Origin of the sequence: Mesorhizobium sp. M0047, assembly GCF_040323315.1 — a bacterium.
Lineage (GTDB): Bacteria > Pseudomonadota > Alphaproteobacteria > Rhizobiales > Rhizobiaceae > Mesorhizobium.
This window is the reverse complement of sequence record NZ_JAMYUW010000069.1, coordinates 1-20,379: the sequence shown is the minus strand read 5'-3', so window position 1 is coordinate 20,379 and position 20,379 is coordinate 1. Positions and strand designations below refer to the sequence as shown.

Genomic DNA, 20,379 nt, shown 5'->3' with positions numbered 1-20,379 from the left:
GCGCAACCGGAGCGACAGGCTCGACTGGTGAAACGGGTGCCACCGGTTCGACCGGAGCGACAGGTTCGACCGGCGCAACCGGCGCCACGGGTTCGACTGGTGAGACGGGTGCAACAGGCGCAACCGGAGCCACAGGCTCGACTGGCGAGACGGGTGCCACAGGCGCAACCGGAGCGACAGGCTCGACTGGTGAAACGGGTGCCACCGGTTCGACCGGAGCGACAGGTTCGACCGGCGCAACCGGCGCTACGGGTTCGACTGGTGAGACAGGTGCCACTGGCTCGACTGGCGAGACAGGTGCCACAGGAGCGACAGGTTCGACCGGCGCCACAGGCTCGACTGGCGAAACGGGTGCCACAGGCGCAACCGGAGCGACAGGTTCGACTGGTGAAACAGGTGCGACAGGTTCGACCGGCGCCACAGGCTCGACTGGCGAGACGGGTGCCACAGGCGCAACCGGAGCGACAGGTTCTACTGGTGAAACGGGTGCCACAGGTTCGACCGGCGCCACAGGTTCGACTGGCGAGACAGGTGCCACCGGTTCGACCGGAGCCACAGGCTCGACTGGCGAGACGGGTGCCACTGGTTCGACTGGAGCTACAGGCTCGACCGGCGCAACCGGAGCCACGGGCTCGACTGGTGAGACCGGCGCCACTGGCTCGACTGGCGCAATAGGCGCCACGGGTTCGACTGGCGAGACAGGTGCCACAGGCGCAACCGGAGCGACAGGTTCGACTGGTGGGACGGGTGCCACAGGTTCGACCGGCGCAAGCGGAGCCACAGGCTCAACCGGCGAGACGGGTGCCACCGGTTCGACTGGTGCAACCGGCGCCACGGGCTCGACTGGGGCGGCTGGCGCAACCGGTGCCACGGGTTCGACCGGCGGAACCGGAGCAACCGGCTCGACCGGTGCCACGGGCTCGACTGGGGCGGCTGGTGCAACCGGTGCCACGGGTTCGACCGGCGGAACCGGAGCAACCGGCTCGACCGGTGCCACGGGCTCGACTGGGGCAGTTGGCGCAACCGGTGCCACGGGTTCGACCGGCGGAACCGGAGCTACCGGCTCGACCGGTGCCACAGGCTCAACCGGAGCCACGGGCTCGACCGGACCGAAGGGCGCGACTGGTGCAACAGGAGCAACCGGTTCGACCGGAGCAACCGGGCCTAAGGGCGACACCGGACCCAAGGGCGCGACTGGCGCAACAGGGGCAACCGGTTCGACCGGAGCAACCGGACCGAAGGGCGACACCGGACCCAAGGGCGCGACTGGCGCAACAGGAGCAACCGGAGCGACCGGGCCGAAGGGCGATACCGGACCCAAGGGCGCGACTGGCGCAACAGGAGCAACCGGTTCGACCGGAGCGACCGGGCCGAAGGGCGACACCGGACCGAAGGGTGCGACTGGAGCAACAGGAGCAACCGGGCCGAAGGGCGATACCGGACCAAAGGGGGCGACAGGTGCCACTGGCGCAACCGGGGCAACCGGGGCGACTGGACCCTCGGGTGGTCACCAAAACACGGTTGTTGCGACGACCACAACCCTGGCGACGACGACCCAGAAGACCGCCAGCGTCACGTCCGACTCGCTTGGCCTCAAGGACACCGGGCAATTCCTGCAGTCGAGCTCGACCGGCAGCGATACCACCGGGAAGCCCTCGCTGCACAACCTGATCGGCCTTGCGGCCGGCTCAGTGACGACCGATCTCCTGAATGTCCTCAACACGATCAAGGGATTTGGTAACCAGCAGAACCAGCCGTCCGGCGCGAGTACGGACCAGAGCCTGGATACGACCAAGCACGGTACCGGCTCCGCCAGCACCGACCACACGGCCAAGACGACCCTGAAGGATCTTCTGAAGCCGCATGAGTGAGCGAGACGCTTGACGAGAGACCTCCGGAGAAGGGGAATGCGCGCGAACGTCGCTGGACAGCGAGGTTCGCGCGTTAATCATCCCCGGACACGGATTGGCACGAGAGTCGCGCGGCGGCTCAATTCGGAGTACAAACGGGCATGATCGAAACCCTCGGCAGAGGCACTTCGGCCCGGATGGTGTCGCGTTCGCTCGCGTACCGGAAGACAGGCGCATGGTGAACATCCCCGCGAATGCCGAAATCGAGCCCGCCCCGATCCACGCGAGTACCGCGCAAGGTGACGCGGCTGGCGGCGAGAGCATCATAACCCAGGGTCCTGGCGGACCGGCCGAGTTCGACAAGATCGGCTCACGCCTCAAGGCCATGCTGCGGGCCGCCCGCCATCACGGTGTCGAGCTCGACCCGAACGAATTCAGGGCCGCGAGCGCGGTTCCAGCCGCCGCCGATCTGTCCCAGTGGGCGCAGGATGCCGGTATGTGGTCGCGCGCCGTGCGCATCCGCTGGTCCCACCTTCTACGCTTCCAGGAAGCCGGACCGGTCGTCCTGTTGTTCAACGATGGCGGCGCGGCTCTGCTTACCGGAGCGAGCACTGAGCGAAACATCGTCTTCCTGAAAAGTGCGGATGCACCCGACGATGGTGAAGCCATCGCCATCGACGAGCTGCGGCTGTCGCAGGTGTGGACGGGCGAGGCCCTGCTGCTGCGCGCGTCGCGATCCTATGTCGCGGCCGACGCGCCCTTCACCTTTCGCTGGCTTGCCGAGCTGGTGCGCCTCGAAAGCCGCGCCCTGCGCGATGTCACCATCGCCTCTTTCACGCTGAGCATCCTTACCATTCTGCCGCCGCTCATCGTCATGACGGTGGTCAACAAGGTGCTGCAGTTCAACAGTATCTCGACGTTGGTGCTGCTGTCGGCGGTGATCGCCGTGGTCTTTGTCTACGAGACGCTGCTTGGCCACGCGCGACGACTGATCATCAATGTCGTCGGCGCGCGTCTGGACACCAAGCTACAGCTGCACGTCTTCAGCCGGCTCTTGCGCCTGCCGCTCGACTATTTCGAGCGTCATCCGGCCGGCGAGACGATGTATCACCTCGCCCAGGTCTATCGCATCCGCGAGTTCCTGACCGGAAAACTTCTCAGCACGTTCCTGGATATGATCACGCTCTGCGTGCTGGTGCCGGTCATGTTCTACATCAACGCCGCCCTCGCCTGGATCGTGCTGGCCTGCGCGGTCGTGATCATGCTGATCATCCTTGCCTTTCTCAAACCGCTGCGCCGGAGATATCAGCGGGTGGTCGACGCCGAAACATGGAAGTCGGCGGCGATCGGCGAGACTGTCGTCGGTATCAAGACGGTGAAGGCGCTCGGCCTCGAGCCACAGCGCAAGGCGCTCTGGGATGAGCGCGTGGCGGAAGCGGGAAAGGCGCGTCTCGCCTTCGGACAGCTGGCAAGCTGGCCGCAGACCCTGGTCACGCCGCTCGAACGTATGATGGTGCTCGGCACCATGCTGATCGGCGCCTATCTCGCGATGAACGACCGCTCGGGCTACATGGTCGGCGGCCTGTTCGCCTTCATGATGATCTCCCAGCGCGTGGCGCAGCCGCTGGTTGGCCTGGCGCGACTGGTTGAAGACTACGAGGAGGTCGGCGCGGCCATCGGCGAGGCGGCGTCGGTCCTCAACCGGCCACTGGAAAGCAGTTCGAATTCAACCGGCCTGAGACCCAAGCTCGTCGGCGATGTCGCCTTCAGCGACCTGACCTTCAGTTATATCGCTACCAAGACACCGGCGCTCGATCGGGTCAGCTTCCACATTCCAGCCGGCACCATGTTTGGGATTGTCGGCCGCAGCGGGTCGGGAAAATCGACGATCGCGCGCCTCCTGCAGGGGATCAACCGCGACTACAGCGGTTTCCTCAAGCTTGACGGCGTCGATCTCAAGGAAATCAACCTGCGCCATCTTCGCCAGGGGCTCGGCGTGGTCCTCCAGGACAACTTCCTGTTCCGTGGTTCGATCCGCGACAACATCATCGCCGGGCGCCCGGGCCTGACCCTTTCCGACGCCATGCGTGCGGCACACCTCGCCGGCGCCCAGGAATTCATCGAGCGGATGCCTAATGGCTACGACACCTACATCGAGGAAGGTTCGCCCAATTTGTCGGGCGGTCAAAAGCAGCGGCTGGCGATCGCGCGCGCCCTCATCCACGATCCGAGCATCCTCATCCTCGACGAAGCGACCAGCGCACTCGATCCGGAGAGCGAGGCCGTGGTCAGCGCCAACCTCATGCGCATCGCCAGCGGGCGCACGATGATCATCGTTTCGCACCGGCTCTCCTCGCTGACCGAGTGCGACAACATCCTGGTCATGGATCAGGGCAAGGTCCTCGACGTCGCGCCGCACGCGACCCTGCTCGAACGATGCGCGCTCTATCGCCAATTGTGGTCGCAGCAGAACCGGCACCTCGACGGTCGCCACGGCCGCCCGGTCGCCGTTCCGCCGCGGTTGGTTTGACCATGTCGAGCGGCTCACATTCGCATCAGGTCGGTAAACCATGAGCAGCACCTCTCTCACCGCCCTACCCACCCGGTGGCATCGGACGGAAACCAGGGATCCGACGACGCCAGCCATACTCGAGTTCCAGTGGCCGTCGACGGCCGTCGCCAATGCGCCTATCCCGCGGGCGGCGCGCGGCATCGTCTGGATCGTTTCGAGCCTGGTCATTGCGCTGATCGCCCTGGCAGGGCTGATACCGGTCGATCAGGTCGTAACGACCAGAGGGCTGGTGGTCTCGCAATCGCCCAACATCGTCGTGCAGCCGCTCGAGACAGCGATTGTCCGCTCGATCGAAGTACGGGAGGGACAGCGTGTCCAGGCCGGCCAATTGCTCGCCCGCCTCGATGCGACCTTTGCCTCAGCCGACCTGGCGGCACTGGCGATGCAGGTCTCGACGCTTGAAGCAGAGGTGGCGCGGTTGAAGGCAGAGGCCAACGGCCAGGCGTTCACCTACAACGGCCTCGACCCGAGTTGGACCCTGCAGATGTCGATATACGAGCACCGCAAAGCGGTCTACGACGCCAAGGTGGAGAATTTCGAACGCCAACGCGACGAACTCAGTTCGGTGATTTCGCGATCGCAATCGGATGCCGACGGCTACCGCCAGCGGCTCACGGTCGCGGCTTCGATCGAACTGATGCGCAAGCAGCTCGAGGCAAGGCAGGTGGGGAGCCGCCTCAATACGCTCCTTGCCGAGGACAACCGGGCAGAAATGTCCCGGGCACTCGGCAATGCGGAGCAGACGGCGGAAGCCGCCAAGCGTCAGCAAGCAGCGGTGGCCGCCGAGCGCGACGGCTACATCCAGGGCTGGCGAGCTGATGTCTCGCAGAGCCTGTCGGAGGCGAGTTCGCGGATCTCGGACGCCCGCGAACTCCTGAACAAGGCAAAGCTTCGAAAACAGCTAGTCGAGTTGAAGAGCCAATCGGACGCCATCGTCCAGTCGGTGGCAAAGGTCTCGGTCGGCTCGGTCATGCAGTCAGGGGAACGCTTTATCACGCTGGTGCCGGCCGATGCGCCGCTCGAGATCGAGACAAACATCGTTGGCAGGAGCAGCGGTTTTGTGCATGTCGGCGACCCAGTGATCATCAAGTTCGACACCTTCCCCTATTCGCAATACGGCCTCGCTCATGGCACTGTGCGAGGACTCAGCCCCGATTCCTTCTCGGCGCAAGAGCAAGCGCGCGATCCGAACAGCTCTCTGGCCATGCTGCCTTCTGACGCCGAGCCGTTCTATCGCGCGCGGATTTCCATCGACCAGATCGCCCTCCACGGCGTGCCCGCCGGTTTCACCGTCAGCCCCGGCATGCCGGTGACCGCCGACGTAAAGGTCGGCCGGCGCACGATACTCAAGTACATTCTCGGTGTGATGCTCCCGATCGGCCAGGAGGCAATGCGGGAGCCTTAGAGTACTCTAGGAATCAGAGGCTCGGATCTATGACAATCCTGGATCGGTTCACTGGTCTGGCCTTCCCGGCGGCAGCGTTGCGCCGGGCGATCCAGCTGGCCGACAGCGGCAAGGCCGCTGAAGCCTTTCCGCTCATGGCGGCAGCGGCGCGCGCGGGGATCGTTGACGCCGAGTACCGGGTCGCGCGTTGCTATCTGGAAGGCTCGGGTGTACCGCCGAGCCGCATGGAAGGCGCGCGATGGCTGCTGCGGGCAGCCAACCACGGCAACACCGATGCGCAGGCGCTCCTCGCCGCTCTCTACGTGACCGGGCTGGTGACGGCGGAAGCCGACGGCAAGGGCGCCGCATCGGAGTACTTGTTCAAACGGGATTCCGCGAGCGAACCGGACTTCACAGCTGCGTTCGGTTTTGCCACGAAGGCGGCCGAGGCGGGCTCAGCCACGGGACAGGCGATCCTCGGTTATATCCTGACCAGCGGCCCAGAACCGTTGCGCAATGCAGATGCAGCGCACGGATGGTACGAGAAGTCGGCTTCTGCCGGCTGCGCCGAAGGATGTCTCGGCCTTGCCCTGTCGCTGGCCCGGCGCGGCAGGCCCGAAGATCGGGTCAGGATCGCAGACGAGGTAAGACGCGCGGCCGATGCTGGCCTACCGACCGCAACCTATCTTCTCGCGGTCTTGAGCGAGCACGGGCTCGGCGTGGTCCGCGACATGGCTGCAGCCGCGAAGCTTTATCAGGCCGCCGCGGAGAAGGGCCTTCCCTCAGCCCAGTTCAGGTTGGGATTGGCACTGATCGATGGTGGACTCGTAGACCATGATATCGCCGCTGGAGAGGCGTGGATGCGGCGTGCCGCCCTGGCCGGCAATGTCGAGGCCGCCTATCTTCTCGGCGATCGCTATGTGAAGACGCAGCCGCCGGATTTTGCAGAAGCCGCAAACTGGTATCGACGGGCTGCCGAAGCGGATCACCAGGCTGCCGCCCGCGCTTTGGCCTCTCTCTATCTGACTGGAAACGGAGTGGCCGAGGACGTCGAAGAGGGGACCCGCTTGCTGCGTACTTCTGCAAATGGGGGCAATCAGGAAGCACAGATCGACCTCGCCAATCTTGTCCTTGGAGGAGCCGGCCAGACAGACGACGGTGCAAGCGTTGCCGGATGGTTCGAGGCAGCCGCGTCATCGGGCGACCTCATCGCGGCATTCAACCTTGGGCTCTGTTTCGCCAAGGGCGTCGGCGTTCGGCAGGACGAGGGGCAAGCGGCACACTGGCTGAGGCGAGCCGCCGAGGGCGTCGCCGAGGCGCAATATATGTATGCCCGCCTCCTCCAGGATGGACGCGGCGTGGCAGCCGACCCAACGCAGGCCCGCGTGTGGTTTGCGCGGGCAGCCGACGCCGGCGTGCTCGACGCACGCGTGGCGCTCGCCGAGATGCTGCTCAATGGGCGCGGAGGCACGCGTGAGCCAAAGGCTGCAATGCAGCTGTTCGAGCGGGCCGCCGGCGACGGTCACGCCGGCGCGATGTTTGCGCTTGGCGCGCTGTACGGAGCCGGCCAGGGCCTCCCGGTCGACCAGATCGCGGCGCAGAAATGGTTCGCCGCCGCCGCGGAGCTCGGGCATAGCCAAGCTCAACTCATGCTCGCGCGCTATCTTATCAACGGCCACGCCGGTGAGCCTGACCCGGTGGCAGGTAGACTGTGGCTCGAGCGCGCGGCTGCCTGCGGTATCAGTGAAGCGGCCGACGAACTCGCGGAATTCGCATCTGGTTGAACTTGCCAAGTTTGCCCAGCAACAATCGGGCACAGCAGCGGGATTACCTTCCGAATCACGCCCTTTTGGTATTATTCATCCCGCCAAATGGACCGCTGAGCGTATTTCGGATCTTCGTCAGGTACCTGCAGCCTGCAGCGGACCCAGCCCACTTTCAGTGGGCGCACTCTACGCTTCGTCCTAGGACGATTTTAGGCGGCCTTTGCGCTTGAACTGAACATCGTCGATAGCAGAAGAACGCTTTTTCGATAGTGGGTCTCACGATGTATCGTTCCCCCGACTCGAACCCCCGATGGCGAGCGAACGTTTCTGATGATCACGTTTGTCCCACAGCGTGACCGGACGTCCCAATCTCTTTCATAAGCACGCGCAATTCGGCTGGAGGAGCATGACAGAAAGTTCGAAAAGCTTCCAAGAACCCCAGTCGGTTCCTAATTGTAGAACCGTAAAGAGACCGCTTTGTACCGGAAGCGGGGCCGGACGAGCATGGGACCTTCAGAGCCGGACTCTCACTTCGGGCGCGACCATCCAGACTCCGTCGCCGCTTCAGAACCGGGTAGAACGCTCTGCCGGTTGGGGCGACTTCAACCCCTGGCAAGAGCATTCAGGATCAGCCGGAAGATGTGCCGCAGTCTCGAGCGCAATACGCGAGGCGGTCATAGAGAGGCTCGGCAACACGTCCTCCTGCAGCAATTTCTGGCGGCTGCGGTCCATATAGTCGTTGAAACCTGCCGTTACGAACGCAAGTGGCACGAAACACGCGCCAATTTCGCGCGACAAGCTAGCCTCAGGGGCGATCGAATGGTTGAGTACATCCGCGCCCATCGCCCGATACGCCAGAGCTTCGGCCGGTGTTGTCAGTCGGGGCCCATAACAATGAGCAGCCACCAACTGCTGTTCGATGCCATGAACGCGGCATTCGGCTGGCCAATGACGGCGGGCCGTTTCGGCCAGAACCGCCGCACATCTTGGACACACGATTTGTTTGCCCGAACAATCAAAGCTTTGGCGGTCGGGAAGCAGTGAAAACGGCGTCTGCGTCAGTTCGATGATATCGGCGCTCACCACCATGTCGCTGGGCTGGATCGCTTTGTTGATGGCGCCCACAGTCGAGCAGGCAAGAACTTGCTTTACACCCGCGGTCATCAATACCCAGAACGCGCGGCGGTGGCAGGAATGGTCGATTTGGTCGCGCGGATTGCCGTGCGAATACATGCACAATGCACGTTTGGTTTTGCCTTCCACGGTAATCGAGGCATCGAACTCGATCAGCTTCCAGTTGTCGCTGCGGCCGAAAGGCGTTTCAAAACTCATGTCACGTTGCACAGTGCGCACACCGTCGAATTCGACATCTTCCGGGAAGGCAAGCCCCCAGTTTGCCGACCCGGTGATGATGGCCAACCCGACCTGAGGTATGTCCGTTGAATGATCCACCGGAGAAATGGCCGCGTGATGATGTGTAAGCATGTATTCAATCTCAGTCAGGATTTCTGGCGTAAGGTCACGATCAACACGACGACCACGACGATGGCGGTCCACAATGTCGAGATTGCTGCAATCGTTGGATCGATCTGGTCGCGCAGAGAGAGAAACATGAGCTTCGGCATCGTGCTGTTGCGACCGCTTGCGATGAAGATCGAAATTACAGACTCGTCGAGCGAAGTCAGGAAGGTCATCAATGTCGCCGACATCAGACTGATCTGAAGTTGCGGAACAATTATTCCGCCAATAGCCCTGGCCCAGCCTGCGCCCAGGCTACGCGCTGCCTGGACCTGGTTCCAATCAAAGCGAGCCAGGGCGGGCAACAACACAATGCAGGCGACCGGAATAGCCAGCACGACATGTCCGACCAGTACGCCAAACAGCGTTCCGATCAGATGTTGTGCCGCTAGCACGAAGAACAGACCGATCGCGAGCAGGATTCCTGGAGTGATTGACGGGGTGAGCAGGACGCTCTGGATAGCCGCAGCGGCCTTTCCGCTCAGCCGATTCATTGAGATGCATGCGAGCAGCGCAAAAGGCACCGCGATCAACACTGTCAATGTCCCAAGGATCAAACTCGTTCTAAGCGCGGCCATCCACGTTGGCGAGCCGAAGAAGTTTTCGTACCAGCGCAGCGAGTAGGCATGCGGAGGAAACTCGAGAAGATTCGACGCCGAAAAGGAAAGCGGCACCACCACGAGCGTCGGCAACATCAGAAATGCCAAGACAAGAGCGGCAACGCTCCAGAGGAGAAGGCGGGCGAGCCTGTTTTGCGGATAGGCTTCAAGCATGGGAGGCGTTCACCGTGCTCGTGGCGACCAGGCGGCGTGTCGCCAGCAACATCACCCCGATCAGCGCCATGACAACGAGGAGCAGAATGCCCAGGACGCTCGCCGACCCCCAATCCTGGAAGGTCGATAGCGTACGCTCGATCCGGGTAGACAGAGGATTTACCTTGCCGCCGCCAAGCACAGCGGGCGTGATGAAGAAACCAATCGTGTAGATGAGGACGATGATGGACCCCGAGAAGATGCCGCCAGTCGAAAGAGGTAAGATGACTGTGCGGATGACTTGCCTGAGAGTGGCTCCCATACTCGCGGCCGCACGAATGAGGTTGGCATCGATCTCGCGCATTGCGGCATAAACGGGTAGCAGAAAGAGCGGCAGCATGTAGTGAACCATGCCGATGAGCGTTCCCGTGAAGTTGTAGACCAGCGGTAATGGCTCTACTGTCAGGCCTGAACCTGTCAAAGCCGCGTTGATCAGGCCATCGCGTCGCAAAAGCACGAGCCAGCCATAGGTACGGACCAGAATGGAGGTCCACAGCGGCAGCATGACGAAAACCATCAGCAGGTTGGCCATCCTTGGTCTGATGCTTGCCAGAGCGAGCGCCAGGGGGGCACCGAGAAGAATGCAGGCCACCAGTGTGCCAAGGGACAATTCAAGCGTTGTGACGAGTGCCGACCATGTCAGCCCGCTCGAAAGCACTTTCTGGTAGTTGCCGACGGTGTACTCGCCCCCCGTGGTCAGGAACGATTGCCGGATGATCCACAGGATGGGAAATAGTGCCGCCAGTCCAACAATGAACAGCGCTGGCAGCGAAAGTGAGAGGAAGAAGCGCCGCTCACGTCGCGCGTCTGCTGCGAGCGCCGGATCCCGGACGACGATCACGACATGGCTCCCGGTATCGCGTGAACCTTCGCTGCTGGTGCATAGGCGGTCACCCGCTGACCGGTTGCAAGCTCGGCGCAGCCGCCGGCCAACGCTGCGGGGATGGAGACAAGAACGTCTTGCCCGCCGTCAAGCGCCAGGGTCAAAAGCCAGTTTTCGCCGCGAAACGCCTTGGCGCGCAGTGTTCCTGAGAGCGCTATTCCGTCTCGTCCGACGAGCTTCGCATCAAGATGAAAGCTCTCCGCGCGAACCATCAGGGTCTCGCCTGACGCTTCGGCGCCGTCGATCCTGCGAACTGAACCTGGGGCCACAATGTTGGCCTCGCCCATGAACTCGGCGACGAAGCGGGTCGATGGACGATCATAAATTCGCTGCGGCGTATCTATCTGCTGGATGCGGCCACAATTCATCACCGCGATCCTGTCAGACATAATCAACGCTTCACGCTGGTCATGGGTCACGTAGATTGTGGTGATCCTCAGGTGATCGTGGAGACGCCGAATCTCATACTGCATGGTTTCGCGCAGATTCTTGTCGAGTGCCGACAGCGGCTCGTCCATCAACATCACGCGCGGTTCGAACACGATCGCCCGGGCCAGCGCTACCCGTTGGCGCTGGCCGCCGGATAACGCGGCAATACTGCGTTCCGCCAGACCGTCCAACTGCACGCGGGCCAAGGTCTCAAGTGCCCGCTGCCGCGCCTCCGCTCTGGGCATCTTGCGCAGAAACAGCGGATACGCGACATTCGCCAGGACATTCATGTGGGGAAACAAGGCGTAATTCTGGAATACTATGCCGATGTCTCGTTTGTTGGGCGGCAAACGGGTAATGTCTCGGTCCCCCAACAAGAGTTTGCCGGAATCTGGCCGGACAAAACCGGCCAGAGCCATAAGCAACGTGGTCTTGCCCGACCCCGACGGGCCCAGCAGCGTCAGGAATTCGCCTGCTTGAATATCGAGCGAAACATCGTCCAACGCGACGTAGGACCCATAAGCCTTGCGAACGCTGTCGATGGTGATCGCGAGCGATTTCATCATGTGCTCCAGCCTTAGAGCTGATGCGTTCGAGACTCAGCGGCTCATCATCTCATCGAAGGCTTTTTGGGCAGCCTCGCCATTCTTGACCCACCATTCTGAATTCGAAAATACCGAAGTGCCGGCATTTTCGGGCGCGGTCGCCAAGGTCTTCAGACGGTCTTCGGGAATGAGGCCACCCTTGTATGCCGCAGGATTGACCGGGCCATAGGCAATGAAATCGGTCAGCTTCGCCACGCGCGCGGGCTGTGTCATCGCCGCGATGAGCTTCATGGCCGCTTCCTTGTTCGGCGCCCCCTTCGGCACTCCGAGACAGTCGGTGCCAATGACGGAACCCTTGAACATGTAGTCAGCCGCGCCGCCATCTTTTTTCACAGTCTCGGCCCGTCCGTTCCAGGTGATGACCAAATCCGCCTCACCGTCTTTCAGCAACTGCGCCGACTGAGCGCCCGAGGTCCACCACACCGAGACATCTGGTTTGATTGCTTCGAGCCGCTTGATGGCGCGATCCAAACCCTCCGGCGTGCTGAGCACGGGATAGATATCCGCCGGCGCCACACCGTCGGAGAGCAGCGCGATCTCGATCGAGTCCTGAGCATTGGCGCGCAGCGCGCGACGACCAGGAAACTTGCCAACGTCCCAGAACTCCGCCCACGTCTTCGGCGGGTTCTTGCCATATGTCTTGGTGTTCCACGACATGACGGTGCCATAGGAGTCGAACGGATAGCAGTAGTCCGACCTTGCGCCCTCCGGCACAGCCTTTGAATCGATGATATTGTAGTCAAGCGGCTCGAGCAGTGATTGCGCCGCTGCCTGCGCGCCTTCAGGTGAGCCTAAATGGATGACGTCGGTGGAGACTGCACCCGAGGTGACCTGCATCTTCAAAGCGGCAAGGCCGTCGCTTAGGGTCTCCTCGTGGACGTCGTATCCAAGCTCTTTTGCCGCGGGGCCCCACATGGCCTCCTTCATGGCGTTGCCATAATCGCCACCCGCTGTCGTGATGGTGACTGTTTGAGCATGGACGGGCAAGGCAGCCGAAATTGCAAACGCTGTTAAGGACACACGTAGCCAGGACATAGGTTCTCCTCCATGGTGATGTTGCTCTAAGAGCCCATTTTTCTGTAATCGTAACGTTACGATTGCGCTCAATCTGAACCAGAGTCAAGCTGCTATCAGCGTGAGCTTGGATTGACCGCGGTGTCGAATCCGGTAACGTCACGACGCTCGAGCAGGAAATTCAGCCGGCGATCTAGCAATGAAGGCGGGCGACAAATGGCCAATCTAAAACAGATCGCGGCGGAACTTTCCCTCTCAGTGACGACGGTATCCCGCGCCCTGAAGGATGGACCGGAAGTGCTGCCCTCGACCATAGCCCGCGTCAAGGAGGCGGCTAAGCGGGTCGGCTATGTGCCGGATCATCATGCTCGTGCGCTCAAAACCGGCCGCACACTAGCGATGACGGCAGTATACCCGATGGAGACACAAGACCATTTATCCGATCTGTTGAAGCTTCCCTTGGTGGAGGGCATGACGCTGGCGGCGCGGCAAGCGGGTTATAGTCTGTCCATCTATTCCACCACTCCCGACGACGATCCCGTTGAGAGTGTGCTGCGACAGCTTCAGGCGCGAAGCTCGGACGGACTGATCATCACGCGCATGGTGTCGGGCGATCCGCGCGTCAAGCTGCTGCTGGATCAACGCATGCCGTTCGTCGCCTTTGGAAGAACCGACCTGGACGTCGCATACCCCTATGTCGATGTCGATAATGAACAGATTGCCTACGAGGCGACCCGACGGCTCATGGAAAAGGGCTGTCGACGCATTGCCCTGCAACTTCTCGTACCAGAGGATCAGGCGAGTGCCATGCGTCTTTCCGGGTATGCAATGGCAATGGCGGAGGCCGGTATTCCGATCGACCAGTCGCTGATCGGCCATGGCATGTTCACCATGGAATCGAGCGCCGCCTGGTTCGATCGCTTGTTAGCATCGTCAGATCCGCCGACGGGCTTGGCATGTGCCAACGAACTGGGCCTTCTAGGGGCCTTACACGCCCTTGGCAGAAGAGGTCTTGAGCCGGGAAGCGACATCCACATTGTCACTCGGGACAGCACGCGGCTGGCACGCTTCCTGCCGGTGAAGATGGGAGTTCATTTCGTGGACATGGCGGGTGTCGGACGCAAACTCGTCGAAATCCTGGAGAGCCGGATCGTCAATCCCCTCGGGCCGGTGGAGACAGTCTTGTTCAAAGGTCAGTTCGACCCCGGCGAATAGTCGAACCAGAAGAAGACGGACGTGAGACAGGACGCATCAAGAGCAAGATCGCGACCAAGGTCAAATAGTAACCGCCAGCGCAGGACTCGTGCTGACGTCCACGACCAGCGAGCGCACGCGCGCCAGAAGTCGATGCCTCCTCAAATTTTTCCTCAAACCAAATCCAATGTCCCAATTTGTCCCATAAGCGCACGCAAATCGGGCTGAGGCGCGACCCAGAAAGTTCGAAAAGCTTCCAGGAACCCCAGCCACTCCAGTTTTTAACAATAACTTCAGCCACTTATGCAATTCGAAGCCATGACATGTGTACATGTTCGTGGATGATCCACGTGGGGCGTTTGGCCCGTAAGACATCGCATTGGTCTCGGGCAACCGGTCGCAGAGCAGCTTTTCTGAGTCTCACCAAGCACTGGCGCCTCCTATGGCTAGTGAAAGAGACGTCACGTAAGCTACAAATGACACAGTGCTGGGAGGGGTGGATTTGAAAAGTCGCTTTGATTTGATCACCGCTGGACTTTATCCAGAAACATTACCGCCGTGCTTCATATCGCTTGATGCCAAGAGGGCATTTCATGGCATCGTCTCTTCGCTTGATGACGCCAAATTTCATGAGCGGAAGACAGAATATATCCGTTACAATGGGACAAAGCACGACAGAAGCCGGCGATTCTTTGGAACTCCAAATATTATATCAGGCGAAATTGGAAACATTTTGAGAAGAACTTTCGACTTTCTAAATACTCCATCGGGCGACCAGAGATACTTTACAACAAGGAGCGCTCGATAAAGGTACCATCTCTTTCTGAATTGTCAAAGCATGCTTCGAAAAATATTCGACATGCCCCTTTCATTTTAAAGGCAGACATCGCGCAGTGCTTCCCAAGTTTATATACTCATTCCATCGCTTGGGCGGCGCACGGTATAAATTCTTCCAAGGCAGATACAGATAGAGACTCCAATAGCAACTATTTCAATGCGCTGGATTTTTTTGTGCGAAACGGTCAGCGCGGGAATACGCGAGGTGTGCTAGTAGGTCCGGACGCATATCGACTGATTGCTGAATTTATATTGTCTCGTATTGACCACGAACTTTCCAGCCTTGTTGGCGATAAGGTGGTCGGAGCCGTAAGGCACGTTGACGATTACTACATCGGCTTGAAAACAGAGCATGATGCGGAATCTGTTTTATCTACTCTTCGTGAATTACTTGCTACATACGAGCTGAATTTGAATGATCAGAAGACTAAAATTTACTCCAGCCTCGAACCAATAAATGACCTATGGGCTCAGCGCCTTAGAAGAAGCGTAAGGCTCAACAGGTATGGCATTTCGCACGATGAGGTTGAAGTAGCGATCGCAGAGGCGGTTGATACATGCAAAAATCTTTCTTCAGAAAGTCCGATAAAGATCCTTCTCCGTTCTTTCGATGAGTCGAAAATATATTCGTCTTCGCATTGGGAATTCGTTGAACATAATTTGCAGCGCATCGCTCAAAAACACCCCCACGCTGTGGACTATATATGCTTACTTGTTGCAAAGCGTCATGCGCTCGATCTGCAAGTAGATCTCGATGGCTGGAAAAATGTAGCAGAATCAGTTGTACGACGCGCATTGGCATTAAACCACGATCATGAAGTGCTCTGGATGCTATGGCTTATGGTGGTGCTCTCCATCGAGGTGAATGGCGATATGGTCGACGCACTTCTCTCATCGAGAAACTCGCATATTGGAGCTTTCGTTGTGCAGGCATTTGTCGACGGGCATCTGAAACGAAGACCTCGCCTCGGATTGGGAAGCGCACTTTCTTCGGTTGATTCCAATTGGCTCACAAACCTAGTGGCACGATCCCAAGGATATTCAAAAGCAAACTTTTCTGGCCTTTTTGCCAGTGAATTCTCGCATCTTGCGGAGCGAAATATAAAGCTGATTGATTTCGAGTTTCATACCAACAAGATAAAGAACGAGAGCAGAGCGATAAGCCGAACTCGATACGGTTATGACGACGATTCCGACGATGGGTCTGATGAGTTTTTCAGAATGCCGGGAATGATAGAGCGACCGGATTTGAATGATATTTTCGGTAACTGAAAGTCAGTTCATGGCCAGCCGGGTCTTCGCGGTGCAATCTGGCAGGGGCGGGAAATGAACGCTTGTCATTGGCGGTCTGGGGAAAAAGATTGTTGGCCGCTGGTGCGTGCTACTGGCTAAGCTTCGTGAAAGGTTCCTGCACGAGGCTGCGCAATGCCCTCTGATAGCCAATTCATTCTCGAAAGCATCAGCCAAGGCTGCGTGATGCTTGCCGATGACGAGTTCGTCATCGACAGGCTGGTGAAGTATGTCGGCAACGGGAGGATCCGATGGCACGTCGAATTCCGTGGGCATCGCATCGAGCTGACCACAGGCCAGCTTAAGAAGCAGCCTACCTTCCGCCGGAAGATGCTCGAACAGGCTGGTGTGCTGCCGCCCCAGCGTGCAGCGACCAACTACAGGCGATGGGCACTCGATCTGAGGAAGAATGCCATCGAGCTTCCTTGGCGGGATAGGCCGGTCGATGTCGGTTTCGCCATCGACAGGCTCACCAGCCATGGGGATGAGCGCTGGACGGTCGAATACCAAGGCAAGGCAATCAAATTCACGACGACCAAACTCCGCAGGCAGGTCAGTTTCCGCAAACGCATGCTGGCCAAGGCCAAGGTGCTGCCGCCCCAGTTGGACCCGGTTGCCTATCGGAAGTGGATAGACTGGCTCATTCAAAACGCCACCGACCCGCAGGCCGGCGATGCCTTGATGACGGAGAAAAGTTGGCTTGACGACCTGCCAGAGCTAGCCGGCTGGCAAAACGGGAACGGCCCGACATCCTAGTTGCCCGCGCGATTCCCGCGCCGGCGTTGCCGCTTATCCCAGCCACTTCTCGTAGTCGGACACCAGCAGGTGCACGGGGGCGACATCCTCTTCGATGTCTGCGAAGCGGCCGATCGGATCGCGAAAAACGTTGTCGGTGAGATCGTCGTTGACGGTCGACACTTCGCCGATCAGCACATCCTTGCCCTCGGCCCAGAAGGCATGCCAGACGCCGGGCAGCAATGTGACGCTCTGGCCGGGGTCGAGCTTCAACAGGCCGCCCGCCGGCAGCCTGTGGATGGTTCCGTCGACAGGCACCGACACTTCGGCCTTGGGATCGATGCCGCCGTCGCGATCGTGCATGAACAGTTCCAGCACCAGCTTGCCGCCACCACGGTTGATGATGTCCTCGGCCTTGATATTGTGGCGGTGCATCGGCGACAGCTGGTCCTTGCGCGAGATCATGATCTTCTCGGCATAGAGCATGCCCATGCCCTTCTTCATGTCCTCGTAGCGGCCGTTGCGGACGGTGAACAGGAACAGGCCGAGATCCTTGAACTTGCCCTGCCCGTAATCGGTGATGTCCCAGCCAAGCCGAGAGCTGAAAACGGCCGAGGAATCCACCTGACGCGCCTTTGCCTCTTCGGGTGACCAATAAGCGAAGGGCGGCATGATGTAGCCGAACGAGCGGATGAAAGCGTCGGCTTCGCGGATGATGTCATTGATGGCGGAGCGTTTCATGATCATTACCCTTCATGTCGATTTTGCCAAAGCGCCTCGCGTTCGACGGAGTTCATGCGGCGCTTGGGGTTGTTAGCATGCATGCCGTGATCCCAAAACCGCTACACACTTTTGCGCGACATGCTTTGGTAAATCGCTTAGCCCAACGCCGATCCGGTGTCGATCCGGCCTGGCCTTTCGCCTCGAGCACATGGACCATAGACCGGGTCCGCTGGCCGCGTGACATCGTGTCGGTTCAGGGTCATAACCGCCGCGGATTTCCACAGAGTGACAGCTGATGCCGACCATCCACGACCTCGATACGCCGTCGATCCTGATCGACGCCGCGCGCGCCGAAGCCAACATTGCCCGCGCCCAGGCCCATGCCGACAAGAATGGGCTCAAGCTGCGGCCGCATATCAAGACGCACAAACTGCCCTACTGGGCGAAGAGGCAGGTAGCGGCGGGTGCGGTCGGCATCACCTGCCAGAAGATCGGCGAGGCGGAGGTGATGGCCGATGCCGGTCTCGCCGACATTTTTCTTCCCTACAACATTCTTGGGCGCGCCAAGCTGGAACGGCTTCTGGCGCTGCACAGGCGTGTCATCCTCTCGGTGACCGCGGATAGCTTGGAGACGATTGAGGGGCTGGCGGCGACCTTCACCGATGTCGGCCATCGCCTGTCGGTGCTGGTCGAATGCGATACCGGCATGGGCCGCTGCGGCGTGCAGACGGCCAGCGAAGCGGTTGCGCTGGCGAGACAGATCGACAGAGCCGGCGGCCTCGCCTTCGGCGGGCTGATGACCTATCCGGCCGTTGGCCGCGCGGCGGAGGCCGAAGCCTGGCTTGCCGATGCCAAGCAGACGCTTGCCGCATCGGGTCTCGCCTGCGAACGCATCTCGAGCGGCGGCACGCCGGACATCTGGCGCTCCAGCAAGGCATCGGTCGTCACCGAATATCGCCCTGGCACGTACATCTATCTCGACCGCTACCAAGTCGCGAAAGGCGTCGGCAGTCTCGACGATTGCGCGCTGACGGTGCTGTCGACTGTGGTCAGCCATCCCACTGCAACGCGCGCCATCCTCGATGCCGGCAGCAAGGCGTTGTCCAGCGATACGTTGGGGCTCGCCGATTTCGGCGAGCTGCTCGGCATTTCGGGAGCGCGGGTCACCGGCTTGAGCGAAGAGCACGGCACCGTCACGCTTTCAGGCGACAGCAAGCTGCGCATCGGCGATCGGGTGCGTGTCGTCCCCGATCATTGCTGCGTGGTCACCAACCTGTTTGACGAGGTCAATCTGATCGACGGCGACACGGTGCTGGAAACACTGCCGGTGGCAGCGCGCGGCCGCACCGGCTGACGCGAATATCCAAACGCGTGTCCAGGGCATAGTGCATGGTCGACCCCTGTCTAAGGTCCTGCTTGCCCCTGGTGTTCCCTTACGTCAATCTGCCTTCAGCAAGCTGGCCATTGGATGGTTTGCGGCTTGTTCGGGAGGAAACGAAAATGGCTTACGCAATCGCGCATTATTTTCCTGGCGGCACGAAGGAGCAATACGAGGCGTCAATCGCTGCGGTGCATCCAGCAGGCGGGAAAAGCCTGCCAAAAGGCCAGGTCTTCCATGCTGCCGGCCCGTCGGCCGGTGGCTGGTCAATTGTTGCGGTTCACGAGTCCAAGAAGAGTTGGGAGCAATTCCGAGATGACATTCTGACGCCTCAAATGAAAACGGGCATCAAGGGTGGGTTCACCTCGCCGCCTCAGGAGACCGCGTTCGAGGTTCACAATCTGCAGAAATGACAAGCTGTCCAGAGACGATGAACAGTTGATCTATCGATGCACCGGCGCGATGGCGCCTTAGATCCGCTCGGCCTGCCTGGCGGCGACGCGACGCATTGCAATGACCCTGCGGCGGCGGATTTCCGTGCGCATCGCCATCAGATGCAGCGCGAAGAACAGCATCGTGAAGCCTAGAGCCATCACCAGCAAAGGCCACAGCAGGCTCGGATCGATGGTTGGCCCGCCGAGCCTGAACACCGAAGCCGGCTGGTGCAGCGTGTTCCACCAGTCGACCGAGAATTTGATGATCGGGATGTTGATGAACCCGACCAGTGTGATGATGGCGGCGGCCCAGGCGGCGCGGCTTGCGTCGTCGAGCGCGCGGCTCAGCGCTATGATGCCGAGATACATCAGGAACAGCACGAAGACCGAGGTCAACCGCGCATCCCAGACCCACCATGTGCCCCACATCGGCTTGCCCCAGATCGAGCCGGTGACCAGCGCCAGCGCGGTGAAGACGGCGCCGATGGGTGCGGCAGATTTCAGCGCGACATCGGCCAGCGGATGCCGCCAGACGAGGGTGCCCAGCGCCGAGACCGCCATCAGCGTGTAGCACATCATGGCGAGCCAGGCGAAAGGCACGTGGATGTACATGATGCGAACGGTGATGCCTTGCTGGAAATCCTCGGGCGCGGCGAAGCTCATGTAGAGCCCGACGGCGAGGATGAGTGCGGCGATGGACGCCAGCCACGGTACGATCCTGTCGACCAGCCCGACGAAGCGCGTCGGGTTGGCAATATCCATCCAGCCGGTCAGGCGTGAAGTCGTGTCGCTCATGCGGTCTACATAGACCGCCGGCGCGTTCGGGGCAATCGAGCGGTGGTGTCGCAGGCTTCTTACCCTCCCCCTTGTGGCAGGGGAATCGCACATGAGTACAAAGGGACTCTTGTGTGGTGTGCGGAAATCGATTCTGAAAGGACCTCTGGATGATCGGAGG

The 20,379-nt window shown here is 60.5% G+C and carries 15 protein-coding genes and 1 pseudogene; 9 read left to right on the top strand and 7 right to left on the bottom strand.

Translation table 11 applies throughout. The features are described 5' to 3' along the window. The 4 genes and pseudogenes from NKJ89_RS34230 to NKJ89_RS34215 form a co-directional block, all read left to right on the top strand. A pseudogene (locus NKJ89_RS34230) lies at nucleotides 1-1,871 on the top strand (hypothetical protein); the annotation flags it as partial. Nucleotides 1,872-2,085: 214 nt separating this feature from the next. Continuing rightward, complete coding sequence (locus NKJ89_RS34225; RefSeq protein WP_352608849.1) at nucleotides 2,086-4,380, top strand: peptidase domain-containing ABC transporter; 2,295 nt, start codon at nucleotides 2,086-2,088, stop codon at nucleotides 4,378-4,380. Between the two features lie 40 nt (nucleotides 4,381-4,420). Continuing rightward, nucleotides 4,421-5,827, top strand: coding sequence for an HlyD family type I secretion periplasmic adaptor subunit (locus NKJ89_RS34220; protein ID WP_352608848.1), 1,407 nt, complete (start codon nucleotides 4,421-4,423; stop codon nucleotides 5,825-5,827). A 29-nt stretch (nucleotides 5,828-5,856) separates the two neighbouring features. After that, entirely contained in the window at nucleotides 5,857-7,590 is a 1,734-nt protein-coding gene (locus tag NKJ89_RS34215; RefSeq protein WP_352608847.1) for an SEL1-like repeat protein, read from the top strand. Between the two features lie 546 nt (nucleotides 7,591-8,136). Here NKJ89_RS34215 and NKJ89_RS34210 read toward each other — a convergent pair. From NKJ89_RS34210 to NKJ89_RS34190, 5 genes are read right to left on the bottom strand one after another with little or no spacing between them, the layout of a single operon-like run. Then, nucleotides 8,137-9,129, bottom strand: coding sequence for a phosphorylase family protein (locus NKJ89_RS34210; RefSeq protein ID WP_352608845.1), 993 nt, complete (start codon nucleotides 9,127-9,129; stop codon nucleotides 8,137-8,139). Beyond that, nucleotides 9,072-9,863: an ABC transporter permease gene (locus NKJ89_RS34205; RefSeq protein WP_352608844.1), complete on the bottom strand. Its 792-nt coding sequence runs from the start codon at nucleotides 9,861-9,863 to the stop codon at nucleotides 9,072-9,074. The genes NKJ89_RS34210 and NKJ89_RS34205 overlap by 58 nt, the downstream gene beginning before the upstream one ends. After that, nucleotides 9,856-10,743 (bottom strand): ABC transporter permease, encoded by an 888-nt coding sequence (locus tag NKJ89_RS34200; protein ID WP_352608843.1) that lies wholly within the window; start codon nucleotides 10,741-10,743, stop codon nucleotides 9,856-9,858. The genes NKJ89_RS34205 and NKJ89_RS34200 overlap by 8 nt, the downstream gene beginning before the upstream one ends. Then, entirely contained in the window at nucleotides 10,740-11,777 is a 1,038-nt protein-coding gene (locus tag NKJ89_RS34195; protein WP_352608842.1) for an ABC transporter ATP-binding protein, read from the bottom strand. Before NKJ89_RS34195 ends, NKJ89_RS34200 begins: the two co-directional genes overlap by 4 nt. Nucleotides 11,778-11,813: 36 nt before the next feature. Beyond that, nucleotides 11,814-12,926 carry an ABC transporter substrate-binding protein gene (locus NKJ89_RS34190; protein WP_352608841.1) on the bottom strand — a complete coding sequence of 371 codons (1,113 nt, stop codon included), beginning with the start codon at nucleotides 12,924-12,926 and terminating at the stop codon, nucleotides 11,814-11,816. Between the two features lie 123 nt (nucleotides 12,927-13,049). Between NKJ89_RS34190 and NKJ89_RS34185 the strand changes: the two genes are divergently transcribed. From NKJ89_RS34185 to NKJ89_RS34175, 3 genes are all read left to right on the top strand, one after another. Continuing rightward, on the top strand, nucleotides 13,050-14,048 hold the full coding sequence (locus NKJ89_RS34185; RefSeq protein ID WP_352608840.1) for a LacI family DNA-binding transcriptional regulator: 999 nt from the start codon (nucleotides 13,050-13,052) through the stop codon (nucleotides 14,046-14,048). Nucleotides 14,049-14,855: 807 nt separating this feature from the next. Further along, a complete protein-coding gene (locus tag NKJ89_RS34180; RefSeq protein WP_352608839.1) occupies nucleotides 14,856-16,136 on the top strand; it encodes an RNA-directed DNA polymerase in 1,281 nt (426 codons plus the stop codon). A gap of 153 nt (nucleotides 16,137-16,289) precedes the next feature. Next, nucleotides 16,290-16,910: a hypothetical protein gene (locus tag NKJ89_RS34175; RefSeq protein ID WP_352608838.1), complete on the top strand. Its 621-nt coding sequence runs from the start codon at nucleotides 16,290-16,292 to the stop codon at nucleotides 16,908-16,910. A gap of 33 nt (nucleotides 16,911-16,943) precedes the next feature. On the opposite strand, the gene NKJ89_RS34170 is transcribed toward NKJ89_RS34175, so the two are convergent. Further along, nucleotides 16,944-17,630 carry a D-lyxose/D-mannose family sugar isomerase gene (locus NKJ89_RS34170; RefSeq protein WP_352608837.1) on the bottom strand — a complete coding sequence of 229 codons (687 nt, stop codon included), beginning with the start codon at nucleotides 17,628-17,630 and terminating at the stop codon, nucleotides 16,944-16,946. A 277-nt stretch (nucleotides 17,631-17,907) separates the two neighbouring features. Here NKJ89_RS34170 and NKJ89_RS34165 point away from each other — a divergent pair, with 277 nt between their 5' ends. Both NKJ89_RS34165 and NKJ89_RS34160 read left to right on the top strand, forming a co-directional pair. Beyond that, complete coding sequence (locus NKJ89_RS34165; protein WP_352608836.1) at nucleotides 17,908-18,966, top strand: D-TA family PLP-dependent enzyme; 1,059 nt, start codon at nucleotides 17,908-17,910, stop codon at nucleotides 18,964-18,966. A 146-nt stretch (nucleotides 18,967-19,112) separates the two neighbouring features. Next, nucleotides 19,113-19,403 carry a hypothetical protein gene (locus NKJ89_RS34160; RefSeq protein WP_352608835.1) on the top strand — a complete coding sequence of 97 codons (291 nt, stop codon included), beginning with the start codon at nucleotides 19,113-19,115 and terminating at the stop codon, nucleotides 19,401-19,403. A gap of 57 nt (nucleotides 19,404-19,460) precedes the next feature. Here the strand turns inward: NKJ89_RS34160 and NKJ89_RS34155 are convergent, their stop codons facing one another. Continuing rightward, nucleotides 19,461-20,219, bottom strand: coding sequence for a heme ABC transporter permease (locus NKJ89_RS34155; RefSeq protein ID WP_352608834.1), 759 nt, complete (start codon nucleotides 20,217-20,219; stop codon nucleotides 19,461-19,463). Nucleotides 20,220-20,379: the final 160 nt, after the last annotated feature.

Excerpts from the sequence above, each read along its gene's own strand:
- NKJ89_RS34160 (WP_352608835.1), top strand. The coding sequence starts at position 19,113 with ATGGCTTACGCAATCGCGCATTATTTTCCTGGCGGCACGAAGGAGCAA.
- NKJ89_RS34195 (WP_352608842.1), bottom strand. The coding sequence starts at position 11,777 with ATGAAATCGCTCGCGATCACCATCGACAGCGTTCGCAAGGCTTATGGG.
- NKJ89_RS34225 (WP_352608849.1), top strand. The coding sequence starts at position 2,086 with ATGGTGAACATCCCCGCGAATGCCGAAATCGAGCCCGCCCCGATCCAC.
- NKJ89_RS34170 (WP_352608837.1), bottom strand. The coding sequence starts at position 17,630 with ATGAAACGCTCCGCCATCAATGACATCATCCGCGAAGCCGACGCTTTC.
- NKJ89_RS34220 (WP_352608848.1), top strand. The coding sequence starts at position 4,421 with ATGAGCAGCACCTCTCTCACCGCCCTACCCACCCGGTGGCATCGGACG.
- NKJ89_RS34205 (WP_352608844.1), bottom strand. The coding sequence starts at position 9,863 with ATGCTTGAAGCCTATCCGCAAAACAGGCTCGCCCGCCTTCTCCTCTGG.
- NKJ89_RS34215 (WP_352608847.1), top strand. The coding sequence starts at position 5,857 with ATGACAATCCTGGATCGGTTCACTGGTCTGGCCTTCCCGGCGGCAGCG.
- NKJ89_RS34165 (WP_352608836.1), top strand. The coding sequence starts at position 17,908 with ATGCCGACCATCCACGACCTCGATACGCCGTCGATCCTGATCGACGCC.
- NKJ89_RS34175 (WP_352608838.1), top strand. The coding sequence starts at position 16,290 with ATGCCCTCTGATAGCCAATTCATTCTCGAAAGCATCAGCCAAGGCTGC.
- NKJ89_RS34185 (WP_352608840.1), top strand. The coding sequence starts at position 13,050 with ATGGCCAATCTAAAACAGATCGCGGCGGAACTTTCCCTCTCAGTGACG.
- NKJ89_RS34155 (WP_352608834.1), bottom strand. The coding sequence starts at position 20,219 with ATGAGCGACACGACTTCACGCCTGACCGGCTGGATGGATATTGCCAAC.